Origin of the sequence: Pseudomonas sp. MPFS (genome assembly GCF_022537035.1) — a bacterium.
Lineage (GTDB): Bacteria > Pseudomonadota > Gammaproteobacteria > Pseudomonadales > Pseudomonadaceae > Aquipseudomonas > Aquipseudomonas sessilinigenes.
Window position 1 is genome coordinate 5817089 of the sequence record NZ_CP066123.1, and the last position, 16171, is coordinate 5833259.

Below are 16171 nucleotides of genomic sequence, written 5' to 3' on the forward strand. Positions count from 1 at the left end.
GGGTCATGCGCGTTCTGATTATCGAAGACGAAGAAAAAACCGCGGACTACCTGCACCGCGGATTGACCGAGCAAGGTTATACCGTGGACCTGGCCCGGGATGGCATCGAGGGCCTGCACCTGGCCCTGGAAGCCGACTATGGCGTGATCGTGCTCGATGTCATGCTGCCGGGCCTGGACGGCTTCGGCGTGCTGCGGGCCCTGCGCGCGCGCAAGCAGACCCCGGTGATCATGCTCACCGCCCGAGAACGGGTGGAAGACCGGATCAGGGGCCTGCGCGATGGCGCCGACGACTACCTGGGCAAGCCGTTTTCCTTTCTCGAACTGGTGGCTCGATTGCAGGCCCTGACCCGGCGCAGTGGCGGCCACGAACCGGTGCAAATCAGCATCGCCGACCTGTGGATCGACCTGATCAGTCGCAAGGCCAGCCGCGCCGGTACTCGCCTGGACCTGACCGCCAAGGAGTTCTCACTGCTCAGCGTGCTGGCCCGGCGCCAGGGTGAGATCCTCTCCAAGACCGCCATTGCCGAGATGGTCTGGGACATCAATTTCGACAGCGACGCCAATGTGGTGGAGGTGGCGATCAAGCGCCTGCGGGCCAAGCTCGACGGGCCTTTCGAACACAAGTTGCTGCATACCATCCGCGGCATGGGCTACGTACTGGAGAACCGCAGTGCCGAGTAACTCCATCGCCCTGCGCCTGAGCGGCTTGTTCACCCTGGTGGCGCTGCTGATCTTCCTGCTGATCGGCGGGGCGCTCTATCAACAGGTGGACAAGGGCCTGGGCCTGTTGCCGGAGGCCGAGCTGGATGCGCGCTACAGCGTGCTGGAGTCAGCCTTGACCCGCTATGGCAACCCCGAACACTGGGGCAAGATCAGCGCCAAGCTCAAGCTGCTCAGCGAGGAGGACAAGCGCATCCGCTTCTGGGCCATCAGCGGCGACCCGGACTATGAATACGGCAATCCCGATGCGCGGCTCCGCGCCTTTGCCCAGGGCCCGTTGGGCATGCGCGACTTGAGCCTGGACGAGCATCCCTATCCGTTGCGGGTGCTGGTCAGCCAGTTGCCGGCCAAGGAACAGCGCCCGCCCCTGCGCTTTTTGATTGCCATCGACACCGAGGCCTTCCACCAGACCCAGCACCAGTTACTGATCGCCTTGATCGGCCTGGCCATCGTCGGCGTTCTGCTGGCCTCGGCCCTGGGCTATTGGGTGGCGCGGATCGGCCTCAAGCCGCTGATCAAGCTGTCCCAGGAAGCCCAGCGCCTGGCCCCGCCCAGGCTCTCCGGGCGCCTGCAGCTGTCACCGCTGCCACCGGAGCTGAGCCAGTTCGTCAACTCGTTCAACTCCACCCTGGAACGGGTCGAACTGGCTTACTCGCGCCTGGAGTCGTTCAACGCCGACGTGGCCCATGAGCTGCGCTCGCCACTGACCAACCTGATCGGCCAGACCCAGGTGGCCCTGACCCGGGGGCGCTCCGCGGAGCACTACTTCGAGGTGTTGCAATCGAATCTCGAAGAACTGGAACGGTTGCGCTCGATCGTCAACGACATGCTGTTCCTGGCCAGCGCCGACCAGGGCAGCAAGGCCACCAAGCTCACCAGCGCCTCCCTGGCCACGGAGGTGGCGACCACCCTGGACTACCTGGATTTCATCCTCGAAGACGCCCAGGTCAGGGTCGAGGTCCAGGGCGACGCCCAGGTCCGCATCGAGATCGCCCACCTGCGCCGGGCGCTGATCAACCTGCTGAGCAACGCCGTGCAGCACACCGCCGCTGGCGAAGTGATCCGGGTCCGGATCGAGGTTCAGGAACAACAAGTGGCGATCGCCGTCAGCAATCCGGGACAGGGCATCGCCAGCGAGCACCTGCCGCGCTTGTTCGAGCGTTTCTACCGGGTGGACGCCTCGCGCAGCAACAGCGGCGCCAACCATGGATTGGGCCTGGCCATCGTCAAGGCCATCGCCCTGATGCACGGCGGCGACGTCTTCGTGCGCAGCGATCGAGGCATCAATACCTTCGGTCTCTACCTGCCCCGCTGAAACCGCCGCCAACACCTGACCTGGGACAAGAGGCGGCAAAATCCTGCAACCATCACGCTCTTGACTGTTGTTTTTTTGGTAACAGTCCTTATCCTGTTCGGCTCTTTTTCCAGCCTCATCGTGGTTATATTTTTGTCGCACCGAATTGAACTTGCTCAGCAAGAAGGTCTTCAGAAATGTCCAACAGCATGGGTATTGCCAGCGCGTTCGTCTTGTCTTCCCTGTTCGTGGCGCCAGCCGCCATGGCCGAAGAGTCCCAGGCTTTCATCGCACGCAATGCCGCACGCGCCGCCGCGTTCGAACAAGCACAGATCGCCCAGGCGGCCCAGCAGCAGAACAGTCAGCAAGCCCAGAAGATCACTGCCGAGCACAGCAAGGCTGATGCCCAAAAGGACAGTTGATCCAAGCCGACGACTCGTTTCCCTCGACAACTTCTCTGTTTTCAATGCCGAGTAAGTTGTCTTAAAGCCGCTGAATCCAGCGGCTTTTTTTTGTCGTGGAGAAATCCCCGGCACGTTCGTCATGTACAGAACAAGAACACACCGAATTCAAAATAAAAAACTATCTTCACCCACCAAAGGAGCAACACGTTGTTTAGGACTTCGCTGAAGGTCAGCCCACTATTCATTGCAATCGCTGCAACTATCCCAAGCCTCGCACAAGCCGCCGAGGACAGCGCGACCGAGGGTTTCGTCGCCGGTTCGAGCCTCAAGCTCAACGCTCGCAACTACTACATGCACCGCAACCGCCAGCAGCACAACGATGACAACATCGAGTGGGGCCAAGGCTTCCTGGGGGTTTTCCAGTCCGGCTATACCGAGGGCACCGTTGGTTTCGGCGTGGATGCCAATGCCATGCTCGGCCTCAAGCTCGATGGCGGTGGCGGCACCGATGGCTCGAGCATCCTGCCGATCAGCCGCAGCGGCAAGGACGGCGGCAAGGCCCCGGGCTCCTTCTCCACCGCCGGCGCGACCCTGAAGATGCGCGCCTTCGACACCGAACTGAAAGCCGGTGACCTGTTTCTCAACAACCCGGTGATCGCCGGGGGCATGAGCCGCATGCTGCCGCAGACTTTCCGTGGCGTGAGCCTGACCAACCACAGCTTCGACGGCTGGTTGATCGAAGGCGGCCAAGCCAGCTTCACCAAGCTCTACAACCAGAGCGGTCACAAGCGCATCGGCACCGCCTACGGCACCTTGCCCAGCAATGATGAAAGCCGTCACCTGAACTGGGCCGGGGTGGCCTGGAGCGGCGTGCCGGGACTGACCAGCAGCCTCTATGCCTCCGAGCTCAAGGACATCTGGAACCAGTACTACTACGACCTGGACTACACCTACGCGGTCAATGACCTGGTCAGCCTCAACCCCGGCCTGCACTACTACCACACCCAGGACACCGGCAAGGCCCTGCTGGGCAACATCGACAACAACACCTACAGCCTGCACTTCACCGTCGGCGTAGGTAGCCACAGCGTCACCGCCGCCTACCAGCGGGTCAACGGCAATACACCGTTCGACTACATCACCCAGGGTGACAGCATCTACCTGGACAACGCCCAGCAGTACTCGGACTTCAACGGCCCCAACGAACGCTCGTGGAAGCTCAAGTACGCCTATGACTTCGCTGGCATCGGCCTGCCTGGCCTGACCTCGGCGCTGTCCTATTCGCGCGGCGAGCTGGACCTGACCAAGGTCAATCCGAACAGCCCTGGTTACTCCAACTGGTACAGCGCCGATGGCAAGAACGCCAAGCATTGGGAACGCGACCTGGATATCAAGTACGTGGTTCAGGGCGGCAAGGCCAAGGACCTGGCGGTGCGCCTGCAATGGGCAACCAACCGGGGTGGCAATGGTTACCGCGTCGTGGATAACGACACCGACGAATACCGTGTGATCGTCGACTACCCGATCAATGTCTTCTAAGACGCTATAAATAGAAGGCCAGCAGGTTTTGCTGGCCTTTTATTCAGGCGGGATTTATATAGCGCGCAGACGTGACCGATTTCTTTAGCCCACGTCCACACTAGACTTAAATCCGTCGACGTAGCAGAAGTCAAAATCATGAACGTGAGCAGTGCGACACCCCGCACAGGGAAAATCGCGTCAAATCCTGAACGTCTGCTGATCCTGATCAGTTCACTGACCGTTGTGGCCATTCTCGGTATCGTCACCTCCCTTTTGATCCGTGAGCACGGTGCTGCCGAACAGGCCGCCACCCGTGCCGCCAACAATATCGTGCAACTGATCGACGCCGACGTATTGCGCAACGTCGAACTCTACGACTTGTCCCTCAAGGGGCTGATCAGTGCAGCGCAACGCAACGACCTGAAGAACGTTTCGGCGCCCATTCGTCATCTGGCGCTCTTCGACCGGGCCACCGCCGCGCCGTATAAGGGCGATATCCTGTTGCTGGACAAGCACGGCGATGTGCTTGCCGACTCGGCTTCGGTCGTGCCTCGCAGGGGCAATTTCGCCGATCGCGAATACTTTCGCCCACATATCGACAACCCGGACCCGAGGATGATGATCAGCCCTCCGTTCCGCGCCCGCACCGCCGAGCATGACTGGCGGATCAGCTTCAGTCGTCGACTGAGCAACGAGAATGGCGAGTTCATCGGTGTAGCCGAAGCGGCCATGCGCCTGAGCTACTTCAATGAACTGTTCAAGAATCTGGACATCGGCCGCAACGGCACGATCAACCTGATCAGCCGCGATGGCTTTCTGCTCGCCCAGCAACCACCCCTGGCCGACGACCTGATCGGCAAGAGTTTCAGCAATCGCCCCAACTTCGTGCGCATCCTCCACGAAGGCAATGGCAGCTTCAGCGGGGTGTCCAGCGTGGATCAGACGCACCGGCTGTATACCTTTTCCCAGGTGGGCGACCTGCCGCTGATCGTGATTGTCGCGCTGTCCATCGATGAGGTCTTCAGCTCCTGGCGCCGTACCGCGCTGCTGGTCAGCGGTGCCACGGGAGTACTGTGCATTGCCCTGCTATGGCTGACTTGCCTGCTGTGTCGCGAACTGCGGGGGCGCCACCGCGCCGAACAGGAGCTGTTGCGCCTGGCCACCATCGATCCCCTCACTGGCCTGGCCAATCGCCGCTGCCTGGACCTGGCCCTGAAAAACGAATGGGCCCGGGCTCAGCGCTCGCTCCAGCCACTGTCGCTGCTGATGATCGATGTCGATCACTTCAAGTCCTTCAACGATCGTTTCGGCCACCCGCTGGGGGATGAGGCCTTGCGCCTGGTGGCCCAGAACATCGCCGCCTGCGTGGGCCGCCCGACGGATCTGGCGGCACGTTATGGCGGCGAGGAGTTCACGGTGATCCTGCCCGGCACCGATAGTGCCGGGGCGTCGCTCATGGCCGAGAAGATCCGTTCCAGCATCGAGGCGCTGCCGGCCGTGGCCGAGCACGCCGTGCCCTTGACCGTGAGCATCGGCATCAATACCTGGTCAGGCGATGCCGACACCCATCAGGAAGACTGGATAGGTAACGCCGACAAGGCGCTGTACCAGGCCAAGTCCAGCGGACGCAACCGAGTGGTTTCCAATATGTCCCAGGGCTGTTCCAGGCGCAGCGCCTGAAACCCGGGCATAAAAAAAGGCCATCCGGGGGGATGGCCTTCAAAATAAAAGGAAAGAGAGTGTTACTTACACGGCCGCGACTGGACGCATGTAAGAGATCGGTGCAGTGCTGGCATCTTCGAAGGTCACCACTTCCCAGGCATCTTTCTGCTCAATCAACTTGCGCAGTAGCTGGTTGTTCAGTGCGTGGCCCGACTTGAAGCCTTTGAACTCACCTATCAGGCTGTTGCCCAGCAGGTAGAGGTCACCAATTGCATCCAGGATCTTGTGCTTGACGAACTCGTCTTCGTAGCGAAGACCGTCTTCGTTCAGCACGCCATCCGAATCGACCACAATGGCGTTTTCGACGCTGCCGCCGAGTGCGAGGTTGTGCTTGCGCAGGTACTCGATATCACTCATGAAACCAAAGGTACGGGCGCGGCTGACTTCTTTTACGAACGAAGTACTGGAGAAATCCACGCTTGCACTCTGGGTGCGGTCACGGAAAACCGGGTGATCGAAATCGATCTCGAAGCTCACTTTGAAACCATCGAAAGGTACGAAAGTGGCGCGCTTGTCGCCGTCTTCCACTGTCACTTCACGAAGGATGCGGATGAACTTCTTAGCTGCGTCCTGTTCTTCGAGGCCGGCAGATTGAATCAGGAATACGAAGGGTCCGGCGCTACCATCCATGATCGGGACTTCGGACGCGGAGAGCTCGACGTAGGCGTTATCGATGCCCAGGCCAGCCATGGCCGAGAGCAAGTGCTCCACCGTGTCCACCTTGACGTCACCGTTGACCAGTGTCGTCGACATAGTGGTTTCGCCAACATTTTCCGCGCGAGCAGGGATCTGCACCACAGGGTCCAGGTCGGCACGACAAAACACAATGCCGGTGTCGACAGGCGCAGGCTTGAGGGTCAGGTATACCTTCTCCCCGGAATGCAGGCCTACACCTGTGGCACGGATAATATTCTTCAGGGTGCGTTGTTTAATCATGGCTTGGGCCGCTTCAGCGCAAATTGCGAACTGGTATCAACAAAGGCTGGCGATAATAGCAGACCATGCCTTTGCTGAACACCAATCACCCTAATACCCCTGATACATTCCATCAATCGGCCTGACGACGCAGGAATGCCGGGATGTCCAGGTAGTCCAGATCATCTTGCGGATTCAACTTCGCTGCGGTCGCCGCGTTCGATTGCGCCTGATTACGCATCACGGTCGGACGATCCAGGTCGCGGTAGTTCACCGACGGCAACTCCTGGCGAGCAGGGGCTGGCGCTTGCGACTGCGCGGACGACATGGAGGTCTGAACGGTGTTGTCGATGACCTTCACAGGCTTCTCGATCTTCGCACCCAGGCCGGTTGCTACCACGGTCACGTGCAACTCGTCGCGCATGTCCGGATCGATAACGGTACCGACCTTGACCATGGCGTGCTCGGACGCGAAGGCCTCGATGATGCTACCCACGTCGGAGTACTCGCCCAGGGACAGGTCAGGACCTGCGGTGATGTTCACCAGGATGCCGCGAGCGCCTTCCAGGTTCACGTCTTCCAGCAGCGGGTTGCGGATCGCCGCCTCGGTGGCTTCGCGTGCACGGTTCGGACCGCTGGCGCAGCCGGTACCCATCATCGCCATGCCCATTTCGCTCATGACGGTACGAACGTCGGCGAAGTCGACGTTGATCATGCCTGGACGCTTGATGATGTCGGAGATACCGCGAACGGCACCGGCCAATACATCGTCCGCCTTGGCGAAAGCCGACAGCAGGCTGGCGTCTTTACCCAGGATGGTCAGCAACTTCTCGTTGGGGATGGTGATCAACGAGTCGACGCTTTCGCTCAGCGCGCGGATGCCCTCATCGGCGATCTGCATGCGCTTGCGGCCTTCGAACGGGAACGGACGAGTCACCACCGCAACGGTGAGGATGCCCATTTCCTTGGCCACTTCGGCGATGATCGGCGCCGCACCGGTACCGGTACCGCCGCCCATGCCCGTGGTGATGAACACCATGTTGGTGCCCGCCAGTACTTCAGCGATACGCTCGCGGTCCTCCAGAGCGGCTTGGCGGCCGACTTCCGGATTGGCACCCGCACCCAGGCCCTTGGTCACGCCGGTACCCAGCTGCAGGATGGTCCGCGCGCCGATGTTCTTCAGCGCTTGAGCATCGGTGTTGGCGCAGATGAACTCGACGCCTTCGATGTTGCTCTTGACCATGTGATTGACCGCGTTGCCGCCGCCACCGCCTACGCCGATAACCTTGATTACCGGACTTTGCGGGATGTTGTCTACGAGTTCGAACATTTTCCCTCTCCTTTCATTTCTCTAGTTTTTCGCCTACTGCCTACTGCTTTTACTGCGTACTGCTTGAAACGTGTCGCGTGAAACTGCTTATCAGAAGTTGCCCTGTACCCAGCTCTTGATTCGATCGATCAAGGCGGCCTTGGGCTCGTCGCTGCTGTAACTGTCGCGGTTGCCGATACCGGAGAACTGGATGCCGTCGGACTGCTTCTGCAAACCGTATTGCAACAGGCCGACACCGGTGGAATAGATCGGGTTGCGCACTACGTCGGACAGGCCCTTGACACTGTGGGGTACGCCCAGGCGGACTGGCATGTGGAAGATCTCTTCGGCCAGTTCCACCGCACCTTCCATCTTCGAGGTGCCGCCGGTGAGCACGATGCCCGCCGGGATCAGGTCTTCGTAGCCGCTGCGACGCAGTTCTGCCTGGATCAGGGTGAACAGCTCGTCGTAGCGTGGCTCGACCACTTCGGCCAGGGCCTGGCGCGACAACTCGCGTGGCGGACGATCGCCGACGCTCGGCACCTTGATGGTCTCGCCGGCACCGGCCAGCTTGGCCAGGGCACAGGCGTAGCGGATCTTGATCTCTTCGGCGTACTGGGTCGGAGTCCGCAGGGCCATGGCGATATCGTTGGTCACCTGGTCGCCGGCAATCGGGATCACCGCCGTGTGGCGGATCGCGCCCTCGGTGAAGATCGCCATATCGGTGGTACCGCCGCCGATATCCACCAGGCACACGCCCAGTTCCTTCTCATCGTCGGTGAGCACCGCGTAGGCCGAGGCCAACTGCTCGAGGATGATGTCGTCGATCTCCAGGCCGCAACGGCGCACGCACTTCTCGATGTTCTGCGCCGCGTTCACCGCACAGGTCACCACGTGGACCTTGGCTTCCAGGCGCACGCCGGACATGCCCAGGGGCTCGCGAACGCCCTCCTGGTTATCGATCACGTAGTCCTGCGGCAGGGTGTGCAGGACACGCTGGTCCGCTGGAATCGCCACGGCCTGGGCAGCGTCGAGTACCCGCTCAAGATCCGCCGAGCTGACCTCGCGATCACGGATCGCCACGATGCCGTGGGAGTTCAGGCTGCGGATGTGGTTACCCGCCACGCCGACGAACGCCGAGTGGATACGGCAGCCCGCCATCAGTTGCGCCTCTTCCACTGCGCGCTGGATCGACTGCACGGTGGACTCGATATTCACCACCACGCCCTTCTTCAGGCCGCGAGATGGATGGGTGCCGATACCGACGATTTCCAGCGAGCCATCGGCCGCGACTTCGCCTACCAGCGCCACCACCTTGGAGGTGCCGATATCCAGGCCGACGATCATTTTGCCGCTTTGCACATTTGCCATGGTCCTGCCTCTTCTTAATTCTTCGCGACAGCGGGCCGCGCCGTCGTGGGTGCCGCCGAATCGCGCCAGCCGACGGCCAGGCCGTTGGCATAGCGCAGATCGATGCGCGCGATGTTCGTGATCTGTTCTTTCAGCGTTTTTTCATAAATGGCAATGAAGCGGCGCATCTTCTCCACCAGATGATCGCGACCCAGCAGCAACTCGATACCCGGGCCGGCACTGCCGGCACCGGTGGTCAGGAACCAACTGCCACGCTCACGCAGCTCCAGACGGGCGATCGAAAAGCCCAGCGGTCGCAGCATCTGGCTCAACACCTGATACTGCTGCATCACTTGCTGCTGGGCCCGCTGCGGCCCGAACAACTGCGGCAAGTGTTCATAGTTCGCCAGCTCACGCGGGGTGAAGGCCTGGCCCTGGTTGTTCAACAGTGCCTCATCGCCCCAACGGGCCACAGGCAGTTGTTCTTCCAGGCGAATCACCACTTGGTCCGGCCACACCCGACGTACCTCGGCATGAGCGATCCAGGGCATCTGCTCCAGCTCGGTGCGCATGCTTGCCAGGTCGATGGTGAAGAAGCTCGCCGCGACGTAAGGCGCGATCCGCTGCTGCACCGCTTGTTGGCTGATGTAGCTCAAGTCCCCTTGCACCGCGATCTTGGTGATCGGGCGATCGGCATAAGGCAACAGGCGCTGGGCACCTTCATAGGTGCCGAACCCCAGGGCCACCAACAGCACCGGCCAGAACAAACCTTTCAGAAAGCCGAAATTGGCCTTCGGCAGACGCACCGACATCGGCTCTTTGGCCACCATCCGGCTGGCACCCCGCGGCACCGGCTTGCGGCCGGGTGCTGCAGGTTGCTGATGACGAAGCGATGCGCCTTGCATGGACTTAACCTCGCGCCTCAAGACTGGCTGCCAGGATGGCCAATACCAGCTGCTGGAAATCCAGACCGGCCGCGCGGGCGGCCATCGGCACCAGACTGTGATCGGTCATGCCTGGAGCGGTATTCACTTCCAGGAACCAGAACTGCCCCTGGGCATCCTGCATCACATCGGCCCGTGCCCAACCGGCGATACCGAGTGCCTCGCAGGCCTTGGCCGTGAGCTCCATCAGTTCCTGCTCTTTGTCGGCATCCAGGCCACAAGGGATCCGGTACTGGGTATCGGATGCCAGGTACTTGGCGTCGTAGTCGTAGAAAGTATGGGGAGTACCCAGGGCAATAGGGGGCAGGACCTGGCCACGCAGGGTCGCGATGGTGAACTCCGGACCCTGGATCCATTGCTCGACCAACACTTGCGAATCATAGGTACTGGCCGCCTTCCATGCCTCGATCAATTCGGAGCTGGTGGTCACCTTGGCCATACCGATACTGGAGCCTTCATGGGCCGGTTTGACGATCAAAGGCATGCCCAGTTCCGCCACTGCGCAAATACAGTCGCTTTCAGAGCTCAGCACCGCATGGCGTGGAGTCGGAATGCCCAGGCTGTGCCAGACCTGCTTGGTCCGCAGCTTGTCCATGGCCAGGGCCGAGGCGAGGATGCCACTGCCGGTGTAGGGAATCCCCAGGCACTCCAGCAGGCCCTGCATGCTGCCGTCCTCACCACCACGACCGTGGAGGATGATGAAGGCGCGATCGATCTTCTCGTTCAGCAAGCGCTGCAGCAGGTCGTCGCCGACGTCGATGCCGAACGCATCCACGCCGCCGCTTTGCAGGGCTTCGAGCACGGCCTTGCCGGACTTCAGCGAAACCTCGCGTTCGGCGCTCTTGCCGCCATACAGCACGGCCACGCGACCAAAATCGGCCGGCGCTACGGTGGAGAACAGGTTGGCGTAGGCAGCAGTCATTTCAATGCCCCCTTGCCAGCCGCCACAGCACCTTCGAACAACGGGCTGGCGAGCAGCTTGGGCGCCAGGCCGCCGATATCGCCGGCCCCTTGGCACAGCAGGATATCGCCAGCACGCAGCAGCGGCTTGACCACCGGCGCCAGGTCGACGCCACGCTCGATGTAGATCGGGTCCAGTTGGCCACGCTGGCGGATGCTATGGCACAGCTGGCGGCTGTCGGCACCGGGGATCGGCTCTTCGCCGGCCGGATAGACCTCCATCAACAGCAACACGTTGGCATCGGCCAGGACCTGCACGAAGTCGTCATACAGGTCACGGGTACGGCTGAAACGGTGCGGCTGGTAGACCATCACCAGGCGGCGCTCCGGCCAACCACCACGGACGGCCTTGATCACCGCGGCGACCTCGGTCGGGTGGTGCCCATAGTCGTCCACCAGCATCACGTTGCCACCTTCCACCGGCAGCTCGCCGTACACCTGGAAGCGTCGACCCACACCCTGGAAGCCCGACAGGCCCTGGACGATGGCTTCATCGCTGATGCCTTCATCGGTGGCAATGGCGATGGTCGCCAGGGAGTTGAGGACGTTGTGGTTGCCCGGCATGTTCACCGACACGTCCAACGGCTCGCGGTCGCGGCGCAGCACGGTAAAGAACGTCTGCATGCCTTGCTGGCGAACATTGATCGCCCGCACGTCGGCTTCTTCGTTGAAGCCGTAGGTCACGGTAGGACGCTTGACCTGCGGCAGGATCTCGCGGACCACCGGATCGTCCAGGCACATCACCGCCAGCCCGTAGAACGGCAGGTTGTGCAGGAAGTCGACGAAAGTCTTCTTCAGCTTGTTGAAGTCGCCGTCATAGGTCGCCATGTGGTCGGCGTCGATGTTGGTCACCACGGCCACCAGCGGCTGCAGGTGCAGGAAACTGGCATCGCTTTCGTCGGCTTCAGCGATCAGGTAGCGGCTGGTGCCCAGCTGCGCATTGGTACCTGCGGCATTGAGCCGGCCACCGATGACGAAGGTCGGGTCCAGGCCACCTGCGGCGAATACCGAGGCCAGCAGGCTGGTGGTGGTGGTCTTGCCATGGGTACCGGCCACGGCTACACCGTGGCGGTAACGCATCAGCTCAGCGAGCATTTCTGCCCGTGGCACCACCGGAATACGCCGCTCCAGGGCCGTGGCGACCTCAGGGTTCGAGGTATTGACCGCGCTGGACACCACCAGTACGTCGGCATTGGCGGCATTCTCGGCACGGTGGCCGATAAAGATCTGGGCACCGAAGGACTCCAGGCGCTCGGTAACGGCCGACGATTTGAGGTCGGAGCCGGAGACCTGATAGCCGAGGTTCATCAACACCTCGGCGATCCCGCACATGCCCACGCCGCCAATACCGACGAAGTGGATACGGCGGATACGGCGCATCTCCGGTTGCGGCATGGCTTTTTGATTCTCAACCATGGGCCACCTCCAGGCAGATCTTCACCACGTCCTGGGTCGCTTCGGGTTTGGCCAGGCGGCGCGCGGCCCGGGCCATGTTGTCGAGTCGTTCTGGTTGCATCAAAACCTCTGTCAGGCGAGCGGCAAGGTCCGCTGCACCAGTCGTTCTTTGCGGCATCAGGAAAGCAGCGCCTTCACGAGCCAAATATTCGGCATTGCGAGTCTGGTGATCGTCGATCGCATGGGGCAGAGGCACCAACATCGAGGGCAGACCGGCAGCAGCCAGTTCGCTGACGGTCAACGCACCTGCGCGACAGACCACCAGGTCGGCCCAGCCATAGGCTTGGGCCATGTCTTTGATAAAGGGCTGCACCTGAGCCTCGACGCCAACGGCGCGATAACGCTCTGCAGTGACTTCATCGTGGTTTTTGCCAGCCTGGTGGAACACCTCCGGGCGTAGCTCGGAGGCGACCTGTGCCAGGGCTTCCGGCAACAGCTTGTTCAACGGCTCTGCGCCCAGGCTTCCGCCCAGGATCAGCAAACGCGCCTTGCGTCCGGCCAGGGCCTCGCGCGGTGTATCGAGGAACAGCTCGGTGCGTACCGGATTGCCCGTGGTGCGGCGGCTACCGGAGGCCCCGAAGGTGTCCGGGAAAGCTTCGCAGACTCGGGCGGCCAACGGCACCAGCAGCCGATTGGCGGTACCGGCAACCGCGTTCTGCTCGTGAACGACGACGGGCACCGAGGACAATCTGGCGGCGACACCGCCAGGCCCGGTCACATAACCACCAAAACCCAGTACGCAGACCGGCTTGAGCTGGCGAATGATGCGCCGCGCCTGGAGCACCGCCTTCAACAACACGAAAGGTGCCTTGAGCAACGACAACTTGCCCTTGCCGCGCAGCCCGGTGACGTTGATCAAGTGCAACGGCAGGCCTGCTGCTGGAACCAGCTCGTTCTCGATACCCCGGGGCGTGCCCAGCCAGTGCACGGTGTAGCCGCGCGCCTGGAACTCGCGGGCACAGGCCAGCGCCGGGAACACGTGGCCACCGGTGCCGCCCGCCATGATCAGCACGTTAGCGCCCATGGTTCGGCTCCTCGGCAAAGTCACTTTCGTTGAACTCCATCTCTTCGCTGCCCAGATGGGTCCTGCTCTCCCATTCGATACGCAGTAACAAGCCAAGGCAGGCGCAGCAGATCACCAGGGAGCTGCCGCCATAACTGAGGAACGGCAAGGTCAGCCCCTTGGTCGGCAACAGGCCGACGTTCACCCCGATGTTGATCAGGAACTGGCCGATCCACAGGAACGACAGACCATAGGCGACATAGGCAGCAAAGAACTGCCGGGCCTTCTCCGCCCACAGGCCGATGTACATGCCACGGATACAGACGAAACCGAACAGGGCCACGGTGCACAGCGACCCCACGGCACCCAGCTCCTCGGCCAGCACCGAGAATACGAAGTCGGTATGTGCCTCAGGCAGGTAGAACTGTTTCTGCACGCTGTTGCCCAGGCCTACGCCCAGCCACTCGCCCCGTCCAAAGGCGATCAACGCCTGGGACAGCTGGTAGCCGGCGCCGAACTGGTCGGCCCACGGGTCGGCGAAGTTGGTCAAACGCGCCATCCGGTAGGGCTGCATCTGGATCAACAGCACCACCGCCGCCACCGCCAGCACCACCATCAAGGAGAACCGGAACAGCCCGACGCCGCCAAGGAACAGCATCGCGGCCGCGGCCCCCATCATTACCACGGTGGCGCCGAAGTCCGGTTCCATCAGCAGCAGGCCGGCCATTGGCAACAGCACGATGAATGGCTTGAAGAAGCCCATCCAGCTTTCGCGTACTTCCTTCTGCCGGCGCACCAGATAGCCGGCGAGGTAGATCACCACGAAGACCTTGGCGATCTCCGATGGCTGGACGTTGAAGAAACTGAAGCCGATCCAGCGCATCGAACCGTTCACTTCACGGCCGATGCCCGGGATGATCACCATCACCAACAGGCCGAATGCACCGATCAGCATCATCCACCCCAGGCGCTGCCAGGTGGCGATCGGGATCATCATGGTGACGATGCACGCCCCCAGGCCCAGCAGGATGTAGATCAGGTGCCGGATCATGTAGTACAGCGCGCTGCCGGACTGGGCCGCCGCCACTTCGGTGGATGCCGAAGCGATCATGATCAGCCCCAGGCCGAGCAGCGTCAGGCAACCGGCGAGCATCGGGAAATCGAGGTCGACGCCACGTCCCGTGATAATCGGCGATGGATACGGCTTGATGATGTTCCTCAGGTTCATGCCAGCGCCTCCACGATGTGGACGAACTGGTGACCACGGTCCTCATAGTTCTTGAACATGTCGAAACTGGCGCACGCGGGCGACAGCAGCACCACGTCCCCTGGTCGTGCGGTCGAACGGCACTGCTGCACGGCTTCGAGCAGCGAGCCGACGCGAATCAGCGGCACGCCCTCACCGATGGCCTCGCCTATCTGCTCCGAGTCACGCCCCATCAGGATCACTGCGCGGCAGTTGGCCGCCACAGGGTCACGCAGGTCCTTGAAGTCGGCGCCCTTGCCATCGCCACCGGCGATCAGCACGATGTTTCCATCGATATCCGCACCCAGGCCTTCGATGGCCGCCAGGGCAGCCCCCACATTGGTAGCCTTGGAGTCGTTGTAGTAGCCCACGCCATCCAGGTCCCGAACCCATTGGCAACGGTGCTCGAGGCCGGCAAAGGTGCGCAAGGCCGCCAGCATGGCATCGAACGGCAGGCCCACCGCATGCCCCAGGGCCAGTGCCGCCAGGGCGTTGGACTGGTTATGGGCGCCGCGGATCTTCAGCTCGCGCACCGGCATCAGGTTCTGGAACTCGAAAGCCAGGTACTTCTCGCCATTCTCCTCGCGCAGGCCAAAGGCCTTGAAGTCGGGCGCTCCCAGGCCAAAGCTCCAGCACGGCAGGCCCTCACCCACCAACGGCCGGGTCAGGGCGTCCTGGCGGTTGAACACCACTTGCCGGGCACCACGGAAGATCCGGTGCTTGGCCAGGTGATACGCGGGCAGGCCACTGTAGCGGTCCATGTGGTCTTCGCTGATGTTCAGCACGGTGGCTACTTCGGCACCGAGCTGGTCAGTGGTCTCCAACTGGAAGCTGGACAACTCCATGACATACAACTCGATGTCGTCGTCGAGCAGATCCAGGGCGGGTGTGCCGAGGTTACCGCCCACAGCCACACGCTTGCCTGCAGCGGCGGCCATTTCACCTACCAGGGTGGTCACCGTGCTCTTGGCATTGGAACCGCTGATGGCGACGATCGGGGCTTTCGCGTTACGCGCGAACAGTTCGATATCGCCGGAGAGCTTCACGCCACGGGCAGCGGCGGCCTGCAGGGCCGGAGTTGCCAGGGCCAGGCCGGGACTGACGTAAAGTTCGTCGGCACGGCACAGGAAATCGACATCCAGCTCGCCACAACGCACTTCCACCTGCGGGTAGTCACGGCGCAGCGTGGCGAGCTCAGGTGGATTTTCCCGCGTGTCGGCCACTGCAAAAGCAACGCCCCGGCTCGCCAGGAAGCGAACCAGGGACATGCCGCTCTTGCCGAGGCCGACGACGATGCGGAAGTGGTCAGAAGCGATCAGGGACACT

General features: G+C 61.9%; 14 protein-coding genes. 5 read left to right on the plus strand and 9 right to left on the minus strand.

Annotated features, from left to right (window positions below):
• Positions 1-5: 5 nt before the first annotated feature.
• The 5 genes from I9018_RS26605 (at position 6) to I9018_RS26625 (ending at position 5621) form a co-directional block, all read left to right on the plus strand.
• Positions 6-683 (plus strand): heavy metal response regulator transcription factor, encoded by a 678-nt coding sequence (locus tag I9018_RS26605; RefSeq protein WP_068578867.1) that lies wholly within the window; start codon positions 6-8, stop codon positions 681-683.
• Positions 673-2037, plus strand: coding sequence for a heavy metal sensor histidine kinase (locus tag I9018_RS26610; RefSeq protein WP_241107936.1), 1365 nt, complete (start codon positions 673-675; stop codon positions 2035-2037). The genes I9018_RS26605 and I9018_RS26610 overlap by 11 nt, the downstream gene beginning before the upstream one ends.
• A gap of 176 nt (positions 2038-2213) precedes the next feature.
• A complete protein-coding gene (locus tag I9018_RS26615; RefSeq protein WP_068578862.1) occupies positions 2214-2438 on the plus strand; it encodes a hypothetical protein in 225 nt (74 codons plus the stop codon).
• Positions 2439-2627: 189 nt separating this feature from the next.
• Complete coding sequence (locus tag I9018_RS26620) at positions 2628-3959, plus strand: OprD family porin (protein WP_241107937.1); 1332 nt, start codon at positions 2628-2630, stop codon at positions 3957-3959.
• A 138-nt stretch (positions 3960-4097) separates the two neighbouring features.
• Positions 4098-5621 (plus strand): sensor domain-containing diguanylate cyclase, encoded by a 1524-nt coding sequence (locus tag I9018_RS26625; RefSeq protein ID WP_241107938.1) that lies wholly within the window; start codon positions 4098-4100, stop codon positions 5619-5621.
• Positions 5622-5687: 66 nt separating this feature from the next.
• Here I9018_RS26625 and lpxC read toward each other — a convergent pair whose 3' ends face one another.
• The 9 genes from lpxC to murD form a co-directional block, all read right to left on the minus strand.
• Positions 5688-6599 carry a UDP-3-O-acyl-N-acetylglucosamine deacetylase gene (gene lpxC / locus I9018_RS26630; protein ID WP_011063304.1) on the minus strand — a complete coding sequence of 304 codons (912 nt, stop codon included), beginning with the start codon at positions 6597-6599 and terminating at the stop codon, positions 5688-5690.
• Positions 6600-6711: 112 nt separating this feature from the next.
• Positions 6712-7908, minus strand: a complete 1197-nt coding sequence (gene ftsZ / locus I9018_RS26635; protein WP_022640798.1) for a cell division protein FtsZ — start codon at positions 7906-7908, stop codon at positions 6712-6714.
• Between the two features lie 90 nt (positions 7909-7998).
• Entirely contained in the window at positions 7999-9258 is a 1260-nt protein-coding gene (ftsA, locus tag I9018_RS26640) for a cell division protein FtsA (protein ID WP_068595669.1), read from the minus strand.
• Positions 9259-9272: 14 nt separating this feature from the next.
• A complete protein-coding gene (locus I9018_RS26645; protein WP_068578850.1) occupies positions 9273-10142 on the minus strand; it encodes a cell division protein FtsQ/DivIB in 870 nt (289 codons plus the stop codon).
• 4 nt (positions 10143-10146) lie between these two features.
• On the minus strand, positions 10147-11103 hold the full coding sequence (locus I9018_RS26650) for a D-alanine--D-alanine ligase (protein ID WP_068578849.1): 957 nt from the start codon (positions 11101-11103) through the stop codon (positions 10147-10149).
• Entirely contained in the window at positions 11100-12557 is a 1458-nt protein-coding gene (gene murC / locus I9018_RS26655) for a UDP-N-acetylmuramate--L-alanine ligase (protein WP_068578847.1), read from the minus strand. The genes I9018_RS26650 and murC overlap by 4 nt, the downstream gene beginning before the upstream one ends.
• Positions 12550-13620, minus strand: coding sequence for an undecaprenyldiphospho-muramoylpentapeptide beta-N-acetylglucosaminyltransferase (murG, locus tag I9018_RS26660; protein WP_241107939.1), 1071 nt, complete (start codon positions 13618-13620; stop codon positions 12550-12552). Before murG ends, murC begins: the two co-directional genes overlap by 8 nt.
• A complete protein-coding gene (gene ftsW / locus I9018_RS26665; RefSeq protein WP_176719844.1) occupies positions 13610-14821 on the minus strand; it encodes a putative lipid II flippase FtsW in 1212 nt (403 codons plus the stop codon). Before ftsW ends, murG begins: the two co-directional genes overlap by 11 nt.
• Positions 14822-14823: 2 nt before the next feature.
• Complete coding sequence (gene murD / locus I9018_RS26670) at positions 14824-16170, minus strand: UDP-N-acetylmuramoyl-L-alanine--D-glutamate ligase (RefSeq protein WP_068578843.1); 1347 nt, start codon at positions 16168-16170, stop codon at positions 14824-14826.
• Between the last annotated feature and the right edge of the window lies 1 nt (position 16171).